The sequence below is a fragment of the Caballeronia insecticola genome (assembly GCF_000402035.1).
Taxonomy (GTDB): domain Bacteria; phylum Pseudomonadota; class Gammaproteobacteria; order Burkholderiales; family Burkholderiaceae; genus Caballeronia; species Caballeronia insecticola.
In genome coordinates, this window is the sequence record NC_021294.1 from 645,852 (window position 1) to 663,849 (window position 17,998).

Genomic DNA, 17,998 nt, shown 5'->3' on the forward strand with positions numbered 1-17,998 from the left:
ACCAAAACAATTACCGGAGACAACCATGAGTGATTTGAGCGTCGACGCGGCAGGCAAGCCGCAGACTTCCGAAAACACCGCGGACATCATTCGCAAGGTGGCATGGCGGCTCATGCCGCTCATCATGCTGTGCTATCTGTTCGCGTTCTTCGACCGCATCAACATCAGCTTCGCGAAGTTTCAGCTGCAAAGCACGCTCGGCTTTTCCGACACGGCTTACGGGCTCGGCGCGAGTCTCTTCGTGATCGGGTACGTGCTCTTCGAAGTGCCGAGCAACATGCTGCTCTACAAGGTCGGCGCGCGTCGCTGGATCGCGCGCATCATGATTTCGTGGGGAATCGCCACCGCGCTCATGGTCTTCGTGCAGACGGAGTGGCAGTTCTACGGGCTGCGCTTCATCATCGGCGCGATGGAAGCGGGCTTCGCGCCCGGCGTGCTGTACTACCTGACGCTGTGGTTTCCGGCGAGCTATCGCGGACGCATCACGTCGCTGTTGTTCCTCGCATCGGCGTTTTCGGGTTTGTTCGGCGCGCCGTTATCCGGTCTCGTGCTTGGTCACATGAACGGCGTGCTCGGCATTCCGGGCTGGCACTGGCTGTTTCTGCTCGGCGGTCTGCCGTGCGTGCTGCTCGGCGTGCTGGTGCTGAAGGTGCTGAAGGATCGTATCGATGATGCCGCGTGGCTCACGGGCGCCGAAAAGACTTATCTGAAGAGCCAGATCTCGACGCAAAGCCAGCACACCGACACCGGTCATTCGCTGTTCGGCGCGATCAAGACGCCCGGCTTTCTGATGCTCGGCCTCATCTACTTTCTGATTCAGGTCGCGTCCTACGGCCTCAATTTCTGGGCGCCGCATTTGATTCGCGCGGCGGGCACGCAGAATCCGACGGTCATCGGTCTTCTGACGGCGGTGCCGTACATCTGCGGCGCGATCTGCATGGTGGTGGTCGGCCGCATGTCGGACCGCTCGGGCGAGCGCCGCAAGTTCGTGGCTGTGCTGCTGGTGCTGGCGGCGATCGGCTTCTTCGCGGCCGGCATCTTCGACAAGCAGACGACGCTTCTGATCGCCGCGCTCGGCGTGATGGGCGCGGGCGTGATCGCTTCGATTCCCGCCTTCTGGGCGCTGCCGCCGAAGCTTCTGACCGGTGCGGGCGCGGCGGGCGGCATCGCGTTGATCAATACGCTGGGACAACTCGGCGGCATCGTGAGTCCGGTGATGGTCGGCCGTATCCGCGACACGATGGGCAGCACGACGCCCGCGCTGTACGTCATCGGCGCGATGAGCGTGGTGTGCGCGCTGTTGTTGCTGTTCGGCTTGCCGCAGTCGCTTCGGCAACGGGATCATTCGGAGCAGAACGGCTGAGTGTTTCGCGATTCCGAATGCGCAGCGCCCGGCGGGATGTGCTTCCGCCGGGCGCTGGCTTTTTTGCATGATGGAGCATGATGCATTTGGCATTTTGCATGCATTCGACCAGATGGCATTTAGCATGCCGCATGCAAAAAACCACTACGACGATAGCAACCGCCGGCAATGCCGCGCGATCTGTCGTTCCTCCTCCGTCGCCACGACGCGATGCGCCGCGCCGAAAAACGCCAGTCCGTCGAGTACGCGCGAGCGCACCGCGTCGCTATGTTCACCGATGCCGCCGCTGAACACGATCAGATCGAGGCCGCCGAGCAGCGCGGCATAAGCGCCGATCGTCTTGCGGACCGCCGTGCAGAACACATCGACGGCGAGCGCCGCGTCCGCATCGCCACGATCGCTGCGTGCTAAGAGCGCGCGCATGTCGTCGTCGGAGTTTGACAGTGCCTTCAATCCGGCCTGCCGGTTGACGAGCGTTTCGAGCCCATCGGCATCGAGCGACGCATGACGAAGCAGATGAATCAGCACGCCCGGATCGAGATCGCCGCTGCGTGTGGCCATCGGGATGCCGCCCGCGGGTGTCATGCCCATCGACGTATCGACCGAGCGGCCGTCCTGCAGCGCGCAGAGGCTCGCGCCGCTGCCCAGATGGGCGATCACCGTGCGCGAAGGCAAATCCGCACCGAGCACGTTGACGATGGACTCGTACGACAGCCCATGAAACCCGTAACGGACGACGCCGCGCTGCGCATACTCGTGCGGCAACGCGAAGCGCGTCGCGCGCTCCGGCAGCGTGCGATGAAACGCGGTGTCGAAGCACGCGAAATGGGGCACGCCCGCGAAGATGCGCTGCGCCTCGTCGATCAGCGCGAGCGACGGCGGGAGATGCAGCGGCGCAAACGGCACCGCTTCGTGCAGTGTCTGCTTGACTGCATCCGTGATCTCGCAATGCTCGCGTAAGTGCGGTCCGCCATGCACCACGCGATGCCCCACCGCGACAAGCGGCGCGTCCCGCGCATCCAGTTGCTCGCGAAGCGCATCGGCGATGCGCTGCAACGCATCGTGCTGAGTCTCCATCAGATGATCCTGCGAGACGTCGAAGCGTCCGTCGGACGACTTCATCGACCACGAACCGCTCTCGCGTCCGATGCCCTGCGCGCTGCCCGAAAGCCATGCGTGCTCGTCGCCGTCGCGCGTCGTGAAGACGCCGAACTTGAGCGACGACGAGCCGCTGTTCAGAACCAGAATGCCTTGGTTCATGGCATCAACCTTTCCACGTCCACTCACGAATTTCGTCGCGATCAATGCCTTCCTCGTGCGCATACCGCACGCTCTCGATGATCTGATTCTTGAGCCATTCCTTCGTATGCGCGCCGCTGCCCGCAAGACGCGGCACGCGGTCGATCGCGTCGATTGCTAGCGTGTAACGATCCACGCCGTTGATGATCGCAAGCTCGAACGGCGTGTTGATGTTGCCGCGCTCGCGATAACCATGCACATGGATGTTGTCGTGATTCGTGCGGTTATACGTGAGCTTGTGCACCAGCGACGCATACGAATGGAAGTTGAAGATAACGGGCTTGTCGCGCGTGAAGATCGAGTCGAAATCGCGGGCGGAGAGACCGTGCGGATGATCGGTGTCGGGCATGAGCCTGAACAGATCGACCACGTTCACGAAGCGGATTTTCAGATCGGCGAAGTTCGCCTTGAGAATTTCGACGGCGGCGAGCGCTTCCATCGTCGCGATATCGCCCGCGCACGCGACCACGACATCCGGCTCCGCGCCCTGATCGGTCGATGCCCAGTCCCAGATGCCGATGCCCTTGGCGCAATGCACGATCGCGTCCTGCATGCTCAGGTACTGCAAGTGCGGCTGCTTGTCCGCGACGATCACGTTCACGTAATCGTGCGTGCGCAGGCAGTGATCCGCGACACTCAGAAGACAGTTCGCGTCGGGCGGCAGATAAATGCGCACGACGCCCGGGCTCTTGTTCGTGACGACATCGAGAAAGCCGGGGTCTTGATGCGTGAAGCCGTTGTGATCCTGACGCCACACGAGCGACGTAATGAGCAGATTGATCGACGGCACCGGGCGCCGCCAGTCGAGTTCGTTCTTCGCTTTTTCGAGCCACTTTGCGTGCTGATTGAACATCGAATCGATGACGTGCACGAACGCCTCGTAAGTCGCGAAGAGGCCGTGGCGTCCGGTCAGCACATAGCCTTCGAACCAGCCTTCGAGCGTGTGTTCGGAGAGCATTTCCATCACGCGGCCGTCGATCGACAGCGCGCCGCCGTCGGCGTCCTCGGGCAGCGTTTGTGCGAGCCAACGCTTGCCCGACGCTTCGTACACGCCGTCGAGCTTGTTGCTCGCGGTTTCGTCCGGGCCGAACAGACGGAAGCTCGTCATGTTGCGGCGGATCACGTCGCGCAGGAACGTGGCGAGCACGGCAGTCGACGAGCGCTCGACGGCCGCCGCGCGCTTGAACTCGAACGCGTAATCGCGAATATCCGGCAGATCGAGCGACTGGCGCTGCAAGCCGCCGTTCGCGTGCGGATTCGCGCTGATGCGTCGCGTACCCTCGGGCGCGAGTTCGCGCAGCGCCGGAATCAGGCGGCCGTCTTCGTCGAAGAGTTCTTCGGGCTTGTAACTGCGCATCCAGCTTTCGAGCAGCGCGAGATTGCGATGATTGCTCGCCGGATCGGCAATCGGCACCTGATGCGAGCGCCAGAAATCTTCGACCTTGTGGCCATCGACTTCTTTCGGACCCGTCCAGCCTTTCGGCGAGCGCAGGACGATCATCGGCCAGCGCGGACGCGTGACGTTCTGCGGGTTCGCGCGCGCGTTCGCCTGAATCGCGCGGATATCGGCGATGCAGCGTTCGAGCGTCGCCGCCATGCGCTGATGCATCGCCTCGGGCTCGTGGCCTTCGACGAAATGCGGCTCGTAGCCATAGCCCTTGAAAAGCGCTTCGAGTTCGTCGTGCGGAATGCGCGCGAGGATCGTCGGATTGGCGATCTTGTAGCCGTTCAAGTGAAGGATCGGCAGCACGGCGCCGTCGGTTGCCGGATTGAGGAACTTGTTCGAATGCCAGGACGTGGCGAGCGGGCCGGTTTCCGCTTCGCCGTCGCCGACGACCGTCGCCACGATCAGATCCGGATTGTCGAACACCGCGCCGAACGAATGCGACAGGCTGTAGCCGAGTTCGCCGCCTTCGTGGATCGATCCCGGCGTCTCCGGCGTGCAGTGCGAGCCGATGCCGCCCGGCGACGAAAACGCGCGAAACAGCCGCAGCATGCCTGTTTCGTCGGCGCTGCGGTCGGGATAGATCTCCGAGTAATGGCCTTCGAGGTACGAATTGGCGAGCGTTGCGGGCGCGCCGTGGCCAGGGCCGGAGACGAACAGAACGTTGAGATCGTCGCGTTTGATCAGGCGGTTCAGATGCACCCACACGAACGACTGGCCGGGGTCCGAGCCCCAGTGACCGAGCAGGCGCCGCTTGATGTGCTCGGCGCGCAGCGGCTCGCGCAGCAGCGGATTGGCGCGCAGATAGATCATGCCGACCGACAGATAGTTGCAGGCCCGCCAGTACGCATTCATTTTTGCGAGGAGGTCGGGGCCGAGAGGCGTTTCGGTCGGGGTCGTGCCAGTGACGTCGTCGTTCAATTGCTTCTCCTTGCAGTGAGATGATTGGTCGAACGTCGTGCGTGCGGCTCGCGCAAGATCGGGTCCTGCGCGCTTTGCTCTGCGGATTCGCTTGCCATGATCGCGCGCGTTTGTGGCGTTTGTCTTTAAGCGGCGAACTTGGAGCCAACCATCTTAAAGCGCTCCGGGCGATCGGGCAGATGGGCGCGTCAATCCATCGCGGCTGAAAGCGGAATCACGCCGGGATCCGCGCCGTTTCAAAAGCGCCCCTAGAATAGTCGAATGCCTGGACAAACCGCTTCCATGGATGACGCCTTGCAAGGCTTTCATCCCGCCGTCGCCGGATGGTTTTGCGCGCGCTTTGCCGCGCCGACCGCCGCGCAGGCGCGCGCGTGGCCGCTCGTGCACGCCCGCCGCTGGACGCTCGTCGCCGCGCCCACCGGCTCCGGCAAGACGCTGACCGCATTTCTCGCCGCGCTCGACGAACTCGTGCGCGACGGCATCGCCGCGGGCGGCAGTCTGCCGGACGAAACGCGCGTCGTGTATGTGTCGCCGCTGAAGGCGTTGTCGAACGACATCCGCGTGAATCTGGAGGAGCCGCTGGCCGGCATCGCCCAGAGCTTGCGCGATGCCGGCGTGCCCGCGCCCGAGATTCGCGCCGCCGTGCGCACCGGCGACACCACGCAGCAGGAACGCAACGCGGTGAAAAAGCGCCCGCCGCATATTCTGGTGACGACGCCCGAATCGCTCTACGTGCTGCTTTCGTCGGATTTGGGACGCGCGATGCTGTCGACCGTGCGCACGGTCATCGTCGATGAAATCCACGCGGTGGCGGGGAGCAAGCGCGGCTCGCACTTAAGTTTGTCGCTCGCGCGGCTCGATGCGCTGTGCGAAGACGCGGGCGGGCGGCGGCCGGTGCGTATCGGTCTTTCGGCGACGCAAAAGCCGATTGAACTGGTCGCGAAGTTTCTCGTCGGCGCGAACGAGCCGTGCGAGATCGTCGATGTCGGCCATGTCCGCGCGCGCGATCTCGCGCTCGACATTCCACCGATGCCGCTCGAAGCGATCATGTCGAACGACATGTGGGAGCGCGTCTACGACCGTTTGGCCGAATTGTCCGCGCTGCATCGCACGACGCTCGTGTTCGTCAATACGCGGCGCATGGCGGAGCGCGCGGCGCGGCATCTGACCGAGCGTCTCGGGCGCGATGCGGTCGCGGCGCATCACGGCAGCCTCGCGCGCGAACACCGGCTTGCGGCGGAACAGCGGCTCAAGCGCGGCGAGCTGCGCGTGCTGATCGCGACGGCATCGCTGGAACTGGGCATCGATATCGGCGAGGTCGATCTCGTCTGCCAGATCGGTTCGCCCGGGTGGATTGGCGGCTTTTTGCAGCGCGTCGGGCGCTCGGGGCATCATGTTGGCGGCGTGCCGAAAGGGCGGCTCTTTCCAACTTCGCGCGACGATCTGATCGAATGCGCCGCCTTGCTCGACTGCGTGCGACGCGGCGAACTCGACGCACTCGCCATTCCGCATGCGCCGCTCGACGTGCTCGCGCAGCAGATCACCGCCGAAGTGTCGTGCCGCGAGTGGGGCGAGGACGCGCTCTACGAACGCATCACGCGCGCGTATCCGTACGCGACGCTCGATCGCGTCCACTACGACGCCGTGTTGCGCACGCTCGCCGAAGGCTATACGGGCCGGCAGGGCGTGCGCGCGGCGTATGTGCATCGCGACGCCGTTTCCCGCACGCTGCGCGGCCGGCGCGGCGGCAAGCTCACCGCCGTGACCTCGGGCGGCGCGATTCCAGACAACGCCGATTTCGCCGTCATCCTCGAACCGCAAGGCTTGCAGATCGGCACGGTCAACGAGGATTTCGCCGTCGAAAGTCTCGCGGGCGACATTTTCCAGCTCGGCAATACGTCGTACCGGATCGTGCGCGTGGAGGGCGGGCGCGTGCGCGTCGAGAATGCGAACGGTCAGCCGCCCAACATCCCGTTCTGGCTTGGCGAAGCGCCTGGCCGCAGCGACGAACTCTCGCACGCGATCGCCCGGCTGCGCGGCGAGATCGACGCGCGGCTCGTGCTTGATCGTCACGACAGCATCGACGCGGCCATCGCCTGGCTCGCCGATGCAACCGGCATCGGCATCGAACCGGCGCGGCAGATCGTCGAATATCTGGCGCGGGCGCGCGCCGCGCTCAGCGTGCTGCCGACGCAGGACACGCTCGTCATGGAGCGCTTCTTCGACGAATCCGGCGGCACGCAACTCGTCATCCACGCGCCGTTCGGCAGCCGCGTGAACCGCGCGTGGGGGCTCGCGATGCGCAAGCGCTTCTGCCGCACGTTCAACTTCGAACTGCAGGCGGCGGCGACGGAAGACGCCATTGTGCTGTCGCTGACGGATCGCCACAGCTTCGCGCTCGACGACGTCTGGCGCTACCTCAAATCCGCAACCGCCGAACACGTGCTGATTCAGGCTTTGCTCGACGCGCCGCTCTTCGGCGTGCGCTGGCGCTGGAACGCGACAAACGCGCTCGCGTTGCCGCGCTATACGGGCGGGCGCAAAGTGGCGCCGCAACTCCAGCGTATGAAGAGCGAGGACCTGCTGGCGGCCGTGTTTCCCGATCAGGTTGCGTGCGCGGAAAATCTCGCGGGCGAGCGCGATGTGCCGGCGCATCCGCTCGTCGAGCAGACGATCGACGATTGCCTGCACGACGCGATGGACAGCGACGCCTGGCTCGCGCTTCTGCGGCGCATCGAAAGCGGCGACGTGCGGCTCGTCACGCGCGAGTTGCCGGCGCCGTCGCCGCTCGCGGCGGAGATTCTGTCGGCGCGTCCCTACGCCTTTCTCGACGATGCCCCGCTGGAAGAACGCCGCACGCAAGCCGTGCTCGCGCGCCGCTGGTCCGATCCGCAATCCGCCGACGATCTCGGCGCGCTCGATCTCGATGCCATCGCGAGCGTGCGCGAGGAAGCGTGGCCCGACGTCACCCGCGCCGACGAAATGCACGAGGCGCTCACGATGCTCGCCTGCATCGCGGAATCGGAAGTGCAACGTCACGCGCAGTGGCCGGCATGGCTCGATGCGCTCGCACGTTCCGGCCGCGCGACGCGCCTTGTGATCGCCGAGCACGATGCGTTGTGGACGCCGATCGAACGGCTCGCGTGCGTGCGCGCCGTCTACGAGCACGCGCCGATGCATCCGTCGCTGCAACCGCCGCCCGGCTTCGACGATCCCTGGCCGCCCGACGATGCGCTCGTCGAGATCGTGCGCGCGCGGCTCTCGGGTTTCGGTCCGCTGACGGTGCCGGAGATCGCGCGGCCGCTGGCGCTGCCCGCGTCGGCGATTGCGCTTGCGCTGACGCGCCTCGAAGCCGAAGGCTATGTGATGCGCGGCCGCTTCACGCCCGGCGCGCAGACCGACGAATGGTGCGAGCGCCATCTGCTCGCGCGGATTCATCGATACACGGTGCGGCGTCTGCGCCGCGAGATCGAACCGGTCGAGCGGCAGGACTTCATGCGTTTTCTGTTCGAATGGCAGCGCGTCGCGCCGGACGCGCGCGGCGAAGGGCGCGATGCGCTCGCCGCCGTGCTCGAACAGCTCGAAGGATTCGAAGCGCCTGCCGTTGCGTGGGAGGACGAGATTCTGCCCGCGCGCATCGCCGATTATTCCGGCATGGCGCTCGACGAACTCTGCCGCGCGGGCAAGATCGTCTGGACGCGGCCCGCCGGACGTGCGCGCGCGACCGGCGGCCCAGTGCGCGGCACGCCGATCGTGCTTTTGCCGCGCCGTCATCTCGACGCGTGGAATGCGCTGATGAGCGCCGACGACGCGCCGCAGCTCTCGTCGCGCGCGGAACGCGTCTTCGATGCGCTCAAGACGCACGGCGCGATGTTCTTCGACGAACTTCTGGCCGACGCACGCCTGCTGCGCACCGAACTCGAAGACGCGCTCGGCGAACTGGTGTCGCTCGGGCTCGTCAACGCGGACAGCTTCGCGGGGCTGCGTGCGCTGCTCGCGCCGGCCGCAAAGCGCAACGCGTTCGCGCGGCATCCGCGTCGCGGGGGACTATTCATCGGCGGGATGGACGATGCGGGCCGCTGGGCGCTTTTACGTCGCGCAGCCAGCGATGAACGCGACGAAGCCAAAGACGATAGCGGCATCGAGCACGTTGCGCTGACGCTGCTGCGCCGCTACGGCGTGGTGTTCTGGCGTCTGCTGGAGCGCGAAGCGGCGTGGCTGCCGCCGTGGCGCGACCTGCTACGCGTGTATCACCGGCTGGAGGCGCGCGGTGAGATTCGCGGCGGGCGTTTCGTGGCCGGGCTCGCGGGCGAGCAATTCGCGCTGCCGGAGGCCGTGCCGCTGCTGCGCGACATGCGCAAGCGGCCCAAGGACGGCGCGTTCGTCGCGCTCTCGGCGGTCGATCCGCTCAATCTCGTCGGCACGTTACTGCCCGGCGAGAAGGTGCCGGCGCTTGCGGGCAATCGCGTGCTGTTTCTCGATGGCGTGCCGGTCGGCGCGGTCATCGCGGGCAAGACGCGCTATTTCGGCGATTTCGACGGCGCCGGCCGCGAACGCATGCGTCTCGCGCTGGTCAGGCGCTCGGCGCGCTCGCTGGGAGCGTCGGTCGTAAGCGGCGTGTCCGGCGCGGTCGTTCCGGTGCGGCACTGAAAAAAGAACTTCCCGCGCGCATCGACCATTACTTCTTGGTGACGATCTTCGTCGTGAACGGACCGGGCTGTTCCACCGGCACATCCTTCACCGCGACGCCCGGATAATCGACCACTCGATTCGCGTTCGACGCCGGCCTTATGCGAAACGATGTGCGCAAGCCGTTGCGCGCGCCGCCGACGATCGTGTTCATCGCCTGACGATCCAGTTCGACGCTGTCGGCGAGATCCCTGATTTTGATGACGGGCATGATTGCTTCCTCCAGAAGTATGGGAGTCGACGGGCGCGGCTCAACGCGTGGTTGAGTATAGGCAAATTCGCCGCTGGCTCGCTGTGTGAACATTAGCGCATGCAGCACGCCAAAGGCGGCGGAATGCCGAAGCAATCCACCGCGGGAACGCATTACTTAATGCGAGACCCGTGCCAGACGCGCACCATTCACGGAAGATAATTCGCAAGCGTCTGATTCTTCGACGTTTCAGCGCATGCATACAACGCGGCACATGCGTTCACGCGAAGGCAAATCATCGCGTTTGCATTATCCGCGCCAACACTTCGAATCAATGTGTCGGTCTCCGAACGACATGTGCGCGATACCGCTCATGATCGAAAACGCCATTTGCGAAAGGCGCATGCGGAGGCTAGTATCGAAAGAGCACCTCGTATTTGTTACGACAAGTGAATTGTCGATCGATTTGGAGCCGCGTCGCGTCGCACAGATGACAAGTTTTGCGCAAGCGATTCGTACATATCGGGGCGACGGCGGGTCGCGCGACGAGTTCTTTGCACGGGTGGACGGCGCGCTGGCGACCGAGCAGACCCCGGCCAAGCGGCTCATGGAAATCCTCGACGAGGAACACGCGGCGAAGCCTCTGCCGCCGGATATCTACGCGGCCATTCGCCGTCGCGTGGAGCACACGGCGCGCATTCAACCCGATCCCGACTCAGGCACCGGCCCCATCGGTCCCATGGGCCGCGACGAGACGCGTCTGCAGACAACGCCCGGTTTCCCGCCATCGCCCGCGCCTCAGCGCGATCCCAGCAGCGGCACCTTCGGGCAGGCGACGCAGGTCATGGTCGATCACGATCAGCGCATGAAAGGCGTCGGCGACACGCTCAACAGCCGCTTCGTGCTTGAAGAATGTCTCGGTATCGGCGGCATGGGCACCGTGTACAAGGCGCTCGATCTGCGCAAGCTCGAAGCGTCGGACCGGCGTCCGTATGTCGCGATCAAGGTGCTCAATCTGCAGTTTCGCGGCAATCCGAATTCGCTGATCGCGTTGCAGCGCGAGGCGCGCAAGGCGCAGCAGCTCGCGCATCGCAATATCGTCACCGTGTACGACTTCGACCGCGACGGCCAGATCGTCTATCTGACGATGGAATATCTGTCCGGCCAGCCGTTGTCGCGCTTGCTGCGGAACCCGAATTTCAAGGGCATGCCGTTCGCCGAGGTCTTTCCGATCTTCAAGGGCATGGCGAACGCGCTCGCCTACGCGCACGAGCGCGGCTTCGTGCATTGCGATTTCAAGCCCGCCAACGTGTTTTTGACGGACACGTCGGAAGTGAAGGTGATCGACTTCGGCATTTCGCGCGTGATTCAGCGGCCCGAGGAAGAAAGCGAAGCAACCGTGTTCGATCCCGGCAGCCTCGGCGCGATGACGCCCGCCTACGCAAGCCCGGAGATGATGGAGCACCGCGAGCCCGATCCGCGCGACGACATCTACGCGCTCGGCTGCATCACATATGAACTACTCACGGGCAAGCATCCGTTCGACCGCGTGCCCGCGATGCAGGCGAAAAGCGCCGGGATGAAGCCGCATCGTCCGGAAGGTCTCGGCAGTACCGAGTGGAAAGTGTTGAAGGCCGCGCTCGCGTTCGAGCGCGAGGCACGCACGCCGAGCGTCGCGCAGTTCCTCGAAGAGATCGGCGAGGCGCAGCCGTCGACCGCGACCGGCCGCAAGCCGAAGAAAACCAACACGCCGAAACTCGCGATCGGCGCGGGAGCGGCTGTGGCGGCGGTGCTGATCGCGGGCGCGGGATATTACTTCTTCGAGCAGTCGAAAGGCGGGACGCAAGAAGCGGCGACGCCTTCTGCACCGTCTGCACCGTCTGCGCCTTCTGCGCCCGCTGTGCCTGAGGCGAGTACGGCCCCCGCGGTAACGGCCCCCGCGCCCACGGTTGCGGCGAAACCGGCATCGTCGGTGGCGATCACGCCCGCCGTGCCCGCAACGCCGGTGCCCGAACTCACCGTTGCGGCCGTCATGCCGGTATTGGCGAGCGTGCCGTGCTCGGCGCTGGTCGCATCGGTGCACGATCAGACCGTCGACGTGCAGGGCTTCGTCTCGCAGAAGTACGGCCTCGCGCGTCTGAAGGAAGCGCTCGGCCGCGTGCCCGGCGTGAAGACGACGAACTTCGGCGTGCAGCAAGTCGCCGACGACAAATGCGATCTGCTCAAGGTGCTGGGCCCGTACTGGTCGGCGAACCGGCAATCGGGGCGGCCGGCCTCCGTGCATACCCGCTCGCGCGCGACGCGTCTGACCGAAGGCGAACCGCTGATCATCGACTTGATGACGCCCGCGTTCGATTCCTACGTCAACGTGGATTACTTCACGCTCGACGGCAGCGTCGTGCATCTGCTGCCCACACAGCGGTCGCGCGACAATCAGGCGCCGCCGAACTACACGGCGACCATCGGCACGATGGGCGATTGGGTCGTCGGCAAGCCGTTCGGTTCGGAGATGATCGTGCTGATGGTGACGCCCGCGCCGCTCTTCGATGCGCCGCGCCCCGACAGCGAAGCCCGGCCCGAATATCTGCGCGCCGTGGAAAAGCGGCTCGCCGCGATGGCGGGCAAATACGGACGCGATCGCGTGGCCGTCGATCTGTTCCAGATCACCACGCAGGCGAAGCAGTAGTCGCGCTTAACGCCTGCGCGCCGACGCGGGCCGCGACCTTTCCAACGTGATCGTCGTACGGCTGAACGGCATGCGCCCAGCCGTCCTTTTCGAACACCGCGAACTCGCCGCGTGTGCGCGGCGGGCGCGATGGATGAGCCGCGAGGCTAGGTCTGAGGTTTTTCGATCGTGGCTTTCAGTTCCTTCAGCGCGTCTTCCATGCGCTTGCTGACGAGCGCATAGGCTTCGGCCTGAGTCTGCTGCGTCGTGCGCGCGATGTCCTGCATGTCGGCGAGTGCATTATGAAGCGCACGCTGCACGACGTCGTTGGCGTTGAAGGGCGGTTGCGTCGATGAAGTGGCGAACTGCTTGGCGATGCCTTCCAGCTCGCTCAAGGTCCGGCGCAGGATTTCGACCTGCTTGTCGCGCAATGCTTCCATGCCGCCGAACGCGACGCGGTTGGTCGCCGCGAGCGCCTCCACGTCTTTGCGCCGCGACTCCATGATGGCCGTGACGTCGAACCCGGGAAGCTGATACTGCTGGAACATCGCGGCAAACTGGCTGAACGGATCGCTGAAATTTTGGTTCATCGTGCCTCCCCAGATTCGTTCGTTCGAGTACGAGCTCCGTGATCCGTCGTCCGTCACGCACCGACAGCGCGGATTGCCCGGGCAGCAAGCGCCGTGTCTGCGCAATCACAGCGACGCGCACCCGGCACCTGATACTACCAATATAAACCGCGAAGATGGGGCAAGGGAAAACACCAGAACGAGCGGTCTCATCGCGCCTTCGGCCGGCGGCTTGTTCGAGAATTGATGCACATCAATGCGTGCTGCGGCACCGCAACGACCATGGAATCATGGCGGCGGGCATCGTCATAACCGCGCGAGCGAATGGCCCCCGGACCGCCGGATGACCGGATGGTCGGGAGCACATCATGATCAAGGGTGAGGGACGCATCGTCGCGGCGCTGGGCGCCGTGTTCGTCACGCTGGGCGGCATTCATGCGTCCCTGCGCGGGTTGCTGTTCGACGAGAACGCCGTTACGTACTACGGCGTTCTTGCCATTCTGATAGGGGCTGCGTCGTTCGTCGTGATGCTGACGCCTTTTCCGAGCGACGAGCCCTGACGCTATCGCGGCGGCCTCAGGCGCCTTCCTCCCCGGCGAAGACGCCGTGCTCGGCCTTGATCTGCTCGCGGTCGATGCACTGCACATGCCAGCGCCCGGTGCTTTGAATGCCGGCGCCGTCCGCATACCACAGCACGCGTCCGGCGAGACCTTCGCACGGGCCGCCGGGCGTGTCGAAATCGAGGCGTTCCAGCACGCAGATCGGTTCCTCGACGCGCTGCCCGCAGATCATCGTGCCGTTCAATCCCGCGCGCAGTCCGCCCCAGTCGGGCACATCGACAGCCTGATGACCTTCGCGCGACCAGCGGCGTGTTTCCTTGTCGAGCCACAGAATGGCGTAGGCCGCGGATTGGGCGCCTTCGAATCCATCCAGCTTGACGGTGATACGCATGTCATCCTCCATGAAACGATTCAATGGACGGGACGCTCGGCACTTTCGCACCGGCCATGAGCGTCGTCGAATGAGGGGCGGCGTCTCGACGATGTTGCTATCGGGCGTGTCGCCGCGCGTATTGTTTCGGCTATTGTCTGGGCTTGAGACCCGGCCGGTTACGGCCGTAACGTCGGGTTCGAACGGTGCGAGGGCAATAAGTTTAATCGCGCCGTATGCAACAAGTTTCATCGCCGAAGCGTTTGGAAAGCGAACCGCTATCGTGCGTGTGGAAGTGCGATTTGCCGCGTCGCAGCAGCGATGATGAGCCAACCTTTAAAGCAAGTCCGATGCCGATGTCTTGCATCGATACGCACCTCTCATCATCACCCATTAACTGAAGTTTAGTATGACAATCTGACGCTTCCGCGACAAGCATCGACGGCATTTAGCCGCATCCGCTCGATGACCCGCGTTACGCGCGTGCACTGCGTCATTGAACATGTGTCGCGCGCGAGTGTGCGCGTTGTGCGTGCATCGCTGCACCACGCCGGCTTGTGGCCGCCCCATCAGCTCGCGGCGCGTCACTCGGCATGAAGCTGTGCGTCCCTCGCGCGCTGCATCGCAATATCGAATTCAAAACGCAACATGCAATAAACCAGGGAGACATGCCGATACGTGCAATGGTCTTCGACGGCAACGCCCCGCATTTGCAGGCGCTCGACTTGCGCGAGCCGTCGCCGCGTGCGGGCGACGTGCTCATCGACGTGCACGCGAATCCGTGATTGTCAGTTGTGCGCGAGTATCGCGCGATCGACCATGCGCACCTGCCGTCCATTCAGCCCGATCGCGCCTTCGCGCTGCAGCTTCGACAGCATGCGGCTCACGGTTTCGAGTTCGAGCCCGAGATAGCTGCCGATATCGGCGCGTGTCATCGGCAGCAGCACGTCGGTCGCGTGCTCCGTGGACGATGCCGCGCTCGCGTCGAAACGTTCGAAGAAATCGAGCAGGAAGGCAGCGACGCGCTCGCGCGCCGGCATCGTGCCGAGCATCAACGCGAGCCGCGACGCGCGCACGATTTCGGCGCTCATGATCGCGAGCAATTCATGCTGCATCGCCGCGTATTCGCGACACAGCGGCTCCAGAATGCCGACCGGCATGATGCGCACGACGCTCGTCTCCAGCGCGACGGCATCGCTTTCGTGGCGGGCCGTGCACACGCCGTCGAGGCCGAGCGTCTCGTTCGGCAGGTGAAAGCCGATGACTTGCGTATGCGGCGCGTTGGTGTCGTCGCTGCTGGGGAAGGTCGCGACGGTCTTGAAACAGCCGCTTTGCACCGTATAGAGGCTGCGCAGCGCCTCGCCCGCGCAGTAGAGCGCATCGCCGCGCTCGATCGTGCGGGTGGGGAAGGGAATGGCGTCGGCGTCCGTCAGGCGGACATGCAGCGTCGGTGCGGCGACGCGCCCGCTTGCCGCGCCCGGATCGCGCGAAAGTTCCATGGCGGTTTCCTCCTACGTCTTCAGTATGGTTCACGGATGACGGAAAGGAAAACTCGCCGCGCGCGCCATGAAGCTTCAAAACTCGATATCCAGTTCGTCGATTTCTTCGGCTTCGCGCTGCGCATCGGCGATCCATTGGCGCATCTCGGGCATCGCCAGAATGCGCTCGCCATACGCGACGATATCCGCATCGAGCTTCACGTCGTAGGTGACGAAGCGCGTGACGACGGGTGCGAACATCGCATCGGCGCACGTGCGTTCGCCGAACAGATACGGGCCGCCGTACCGCGTCAGGCACTCGTGCCAGATCGTCACGATGCGCTCGATGTCCGTCTGCGCCCGCGCCCATACCTTGAAGCCGGGAAAGTGCGCCTTGAGGTTCATGGGCAGGGCGGAGCGCAGCGCGGCGAAGCCCGAGTGCATCTCGCCGCAAATGGCGCGGCAATGCGCGCGTTCGGCGCGTTCGCGCGGCAGCAGGCCGGCGTCCGGGCAGACTTCGTTCAGATATTCGGCGATCGCAAGCGTGTCCCATACCTTGATGCCATCGTGAAAGAGACACGGCACAAGGATCGACGGCGACAGCAGCAACAGTTCGGCGCGTGCGCCGGGATCGTCGGCGGGCATCGCGACTTCTTCGAACGGCAGGCCGCTGAACTTCGCGAGCAGCCAGCCGCGCAACGACCACGACGAATAGTTTTTGCTGCTGATGGTGAGCGTGGCATTCGCCATGTCATTCTCCTCGCACGTCGGCTCAGGGCGGTCGCAGCGCACCATGCACGCTCCGGTGCGCGCCCGCACCAAAGCGCGGCAAATTGCGCTCGCCGCCGGGAACGGTGCAAAGCCCATGCCAATCGACGAAGTGCGTCACGACAGCCGCAACGCCGAACGCATCGTCGATTGGCATAGCTATTGCCTTGTTTTGTACTCTTTGTGGTGCATGCGACGTCCGCGTGACAAGAAATGAATCCATTTGCATACGCGGGTTATCAGGCCTGGTCCGATTCGATGCTGCCGATGCGCCACGCCGCCTCACTTGTCGAGGGCGCATTACGGCACTGGCAGGCCTTCGCCGTCACGCCGCGCGGCCGCGATCTCGCGGCAGGCTGCGAGTTGATCTCGCTCGCGGGGCATACGCATATGCGCCCGCCCTTCGGCATCGATGAGGTGGAGGTCGAAGGCAAGCCGGTGCGCATCGTCGAGCAGGTCGCGGCGCGCACGCCCTTTTGCGACCTGCTGCACTTTCGCAAGGACGACAGCACGATCGTGCAGCCGCGCGTGCTTGTCGTCGCGCCGATGTCCGGCCATTTCGCCACGCTGCTGCGCGGCACGGTGCGCACGATGCTCGCCGATCACGACGTCTATATCACCGACTGGCGCAATCCGCGCGATGTCTCGCTGCTGCACGGCCGTTTCGGTTTCGATGAATACGTCCAACACATCATCGATTTCATCGGGACGATCGGGCCGGGCGCGCATGTGCTGGCGGTCTGCCAGCCGACTGTGGCGGCGCTGTCGGCCGTCGCGCTGATGGCCGAGGACGCCGATCCCGCCGAACCCGCGAGCATGACGCTGATGGCCGGTCCCATCGACACGCGCGTGAATCCGACGCGCGTCAACGAGCTTGCGAAGAGCAAACCGATCGAATGGTTCGAGCGCAATCTGATCAGCGTGGTGCCGTTCGGCTTCGCGGGCGCGTGCAGGCGCGTCTATCCCGGTTTCGTGCAACTGGGCGCGTTCATGTCGATGAATCTCGCGCGCCATATCGAATCGTTCGCCGACATGCACCATCAGCGCGCGAAGGGCGACCCGGCGCACGCTGACGCGATCCGCGAGTTCTACGAGGAATACTTCGCGACGATGGACCTGACCGCCGAGTTCTACCTCGAAACCGTCGATACGGTTTTTCAGCGTCACGCGCTGCCGCTCGGGCAGCTCCAAGTGCGCGGGCGCAAGGTCGATCCGTCGGCGATACGGCGCACGGCGCTCTTCACCGTCGAAGGCGAACGCGACGACATCTGCGCGGTCGGCCAGACGCTCGCGGCGCAGGATTTGTGCGACCGGCTGCGGCCTTATCTGAAGGCGCATCACGTGCAGACGGGCGTCGGGCACTATGGCGTCTTCAACGGCAAACGCTGGGAGCGGCAGATCTATCCGCGCATTCGTGCGCTGATCCACGACAACGAGCCGAGCCCGGCCGGTGTGAACGCGCGTGCGCAGCCGGTGGTGCCGCTGCATTCGATTGCGCCGCTCGCGCGTGAATCGACGGTGACGCCGCACGCTGCGCCGCCCGGTGACGACAAACAGGCGATCGCCAATCCGGACGATGCACGCGCGGCAGACGCTTAGCCGACGTGTAGCGCCATCGCTTTCCCGTATTTGCACCAGAAACGACGTCTGGCGAACATAAGCCGCTTATGGGGTCGGCTAGT

General features: G+C 64.7%; 13 protein-coding genes. 6 read left to right on the forward strand and 7 right to left on the reverse strand.

Translation table 11 applies throughout. The features are described from left to right. Positions 1–25: 25 nt before the first annotated feature. Positions 26–1,363: an MFS transporter gene (locus tag BRPE64_RS17085; protein WP_016354733.1), complete on the forward strand. Its 1,338-nt coding sequence runs from the start codon at positions 26–28 to the stop codon at positions 1,361–1,363. Between the two features lie 144 nt (positions 1,364–1,507). Here the strand turns inward: BRPE64_RS17085 and BRPE64_RS17090 are convergent, their stop codons facing one another. Together BRPE64_RS17090 and BRPE64_RS17095 are read right to left on the reverse strand one after the other, a co-directional pair. Then, complete coding sequence (locus BRPE64_RS17090) at positions 1,508–2,623, reverse strand: acetate/propionate family kinase (RefSeq protein ID WP_016354734.1); 1,116 nt, start codon at positions 2,621–2,623, stop codon at positions 1,508–1,510. Positions 2,624–2,627: 4 nt separating this feature from the next. Next, a complete protein-coding gene (locus BRPE64_RS17095) occupies positions 2,628–4,961 on the reverse strand; it encodes a phosphoketolase family protein (protein WP_016354735.1) in 2,334 nt (777 codons plus the stop codon). A 348-nt stretch (positions 4,962–5,309) separates the two neighbouring features. On the opposite strand from BRPE64_RS17095, the gene BRPE64_RS17100 reads away from it, so the two are divergent. Continuing rightward, entirely contained in the window at positions 5,310–9,677 is a 4,368-nt protein-coding gene (locus tag BRPE64_RS17100; RefSeq protein ID WP_016354736.1) for an Lhr family helicase, read from the forward strand. A gap of 28 nt (positions 9,678–9,705) precedes the next feature. On the opposite strand, the gene BRPE64_RS17105 is transcribed toward BRPE64_RS17100, so the two are convergent. After that, positions 9,706–9,927, reverse strand: a complete 222-nt coding sequence (locus BRPE64_RS17105; protein ID WP_016354737.1) for a hypothetical protein — start codon at positions 9,925–9,927, stop codon at positions 9,706–9,708. A gap of 469 nt (positions 9,928–10,396) precedes the next feature. On the opposite strand from BRPE64_RS17105, the gene BRPE64_RS17110 reads away from it, so the two are divergent. Beyond that, positions 10,397–12,592 (forward strand): serine/threonine protein kinase, encoded by a 2,196-nt coding sequence (locus tag BRPE64_RS17110; RefSeq protein ID WP_044042734.1) that lies wholly within the window; start codon positions 10,397–10,399, stop codon positions 12,590–12,592. A 146-nt stretch (positions 12,593–12,738) separates the two neighbouring features. Here the strand turns inward: BRPE64_RS17110 and BRPE64_RS17115 are convergent, their stop codons facing one another. Further along, on the reverse strand, positions 12,739–13,161 hold the full coding sequence (locus tag BRPE64_RS17115) for a phasin family protein (protein ID WP_016354741.1): 423 nt from the start codon (positions 13,159–13,161) through the stop codon (positions 12,739–12,741). 347 nt (positions 13,162–13,508) lie between these two features. On the opposite strand from BRPE64_RS17115, the gene BRPE64_RS17120 reads away from it, so the two are divergent. Continuing rightward, positions 13,509–13,700, forward strand: coding sequence for a DUF2964 family protein (locus BRPE64_RS17120; protein WP_016354742.1), 192 nt, complete (start codon positions 13,509–13,511; stop codon positions 13,698–13,700). Positions 13,701–13,716: 16 nt separating this feature from the next. Here BRPE64_RS17120 and BRPE64_RS17125 read toward each other — a convergent pair whose 3' ends face one another. The 3 genes from BRPE64_RS17125 to BRPE64_RS17140 all read right to left on the reverse strand — a co-directional run bounded on the left by BRPE64_RS17125 (position 13,717) and on the right by BRPE64_RS17140 (position 16,298). Beyond that, positions 13,717–14,091, reverse strand: coding sequence for a DUF3564 family protein (locus BRPE64_RS17125; RefSeq protein ID WP_044042735.1), 375 nt, complete (start codon positions 14,089–14,091; stop codon positions 13,717–13,719). A 767-nt stretch (positions 14,092–14,858) separates the two neighbouring features. Then, positions 14,859–15,569, reverse strand: a complete 711-nt coding sequence (locus tag BRPE64_RS17135; protein ID WP_016354746.1) for a helix-turn-helix domain-containing protein — start codon at positions 15,567–15,569, stop codon at positions 14,859–14,861. Positions 15,570–15,644: 75 nt separating this feature from the next. Then, positions 15,645–16,298, reverse strand: a complete 654-nt coding sequence (locus BRPE64_RS17140; RefSeq protein WP_016354747.1) for a glutathione S-transferase family protein — start codon at positions 16,296–16,298, stop codon at positions 15,645–15,647. On the opposite strand from BRPE64_RS17140, the gene BRPE64_RS32925 reads away from it, so the two are divergent. Then, on the forward strand, positions 16,297–16,533 hold the full coding sequence (locus BRPE64_RS32925) for a hypothetical protein (protein WP_144063431.1): 237 nt from the start codon (positions 16,297–16,299) through the stop codon (positions 16,531–16,533). The genes BRPE64_RS17140 and BRPE64_RS32925 overlap by 2 nt on opposite strands. Beyond that, complete coding sequence (locus tag BRPE64_RS17145) at positions 16,530–17,915, forward strand: polyhydroxyalkanoate depolymerase (protein WP_016354749.1); 1,386 nt, start codon at positions 16,530–16,532, stop codon at positions 17,913–17,915. The genes BRPE64_RS32925 and BRPE64_RS17145 overlap by 4 nt, the downstream gene beginning before the upstream one ends. Positions 17,916–17,998: the final 83 nt, after the last annotated feature.

Excerpts from the sequence above, each read along its gene's own strand:
- BRPE64_RS17085 (WP_016354733.1), top strand. The coding sequence starts at position 26 with ATGAGTGATTTGAGCGTCGACGCGGCAGGCAAGCCGCAGACTTCCGAA.
- BRPE64_RS17090 (WP_016354734.1), bottom strand. The coding sequence starts at position 2,623 with ATGAACCAAGGCATTCTGGTTCTGAACAGCGGCTCGTCGTCGCTCAAG.
- BRPE64_RS17095 (WP_016354735.1), bottom strand. The coding sequence starts at position 4,961 with ATGAATGCGTACTGGCGGGCCTGCAACTATCTGTCGGTCGGCATGATC.
- BRPE64_RS17100 (WP_016354736.1), top strand. The coding sequence starts at position 5,310 with ATGGATGACGCCTTGCAAGGCTTTCATCCCGCCGTCGCCGGATGGTTT.
- BRPE64_RS17105 (WP_016354737.1), bottom strand. The coding sequence starts at position 9,927 with ATGCCCGTCATCAAAATCAGGGATCTCGCCGACAGCGTCGAACTGGAT.
- BRPE64_RS17110 (WP_044042734.1), top strand. The coding sequence starts at position 10,397 with ATGACAAGTTTTGCGCAAGCGATTCGTACATATCGGGGCGACGGCGGG.
- BRPE64_RS17115 (WP_016354741.1), bottom strand. The coding sequence starts at position 13,161 with ATGAACCAAAATTTCAGCGATCCGTTCAGCCAGTTTGCCGCGATGTTC.
- BRPE64_RS17120 (WP_016354742.1), top strand. The coding sequence starts at position 13,509 with ATGATCAAGGGTGAGGGACGCATCGTCGCGGCGCTGGGCGCCGTGTTC.
- BRPE64_RS17125 (WP_044042735.1), bottom strand. The coding sequence starts at position 14,091 with ATGCGTATCACCGTCAAGCTGGATGGATTCGAAGGCGCCCAATCCGCG.
- BRPE64_RS17135 (WP_016354746.1), bottom strand. The coding sequence starts at position 15,569 with ATGGAACTTTCGCGCGATCCGGGCGCGGCAAGCGGGCGCGTCGCCGCA.
- BRPE64_RS32925 (WP_144063431.1), top strand. The coding sequence starts at position 16,297 with ATGTCATTCTCCTCGCACGTCGGCTCAGGGCGGTCGCAGCGCACCATG.
- BRPE64_RS17140 (WP_016354747.1), bottom strand. The coding sequence starts at position 16,298 with ATGGCGAATGCCACGCTCACCATCAGCAGCAAAAACTATTCGTCGTGG.
- BRPE64_RS17145 (WP_016354749.1), top strand. The coding sequence starts at position 16,530 with ATGAATCCATTTGCATACGCGGGTTATCAGGCCTGGTCCGATTCGATG.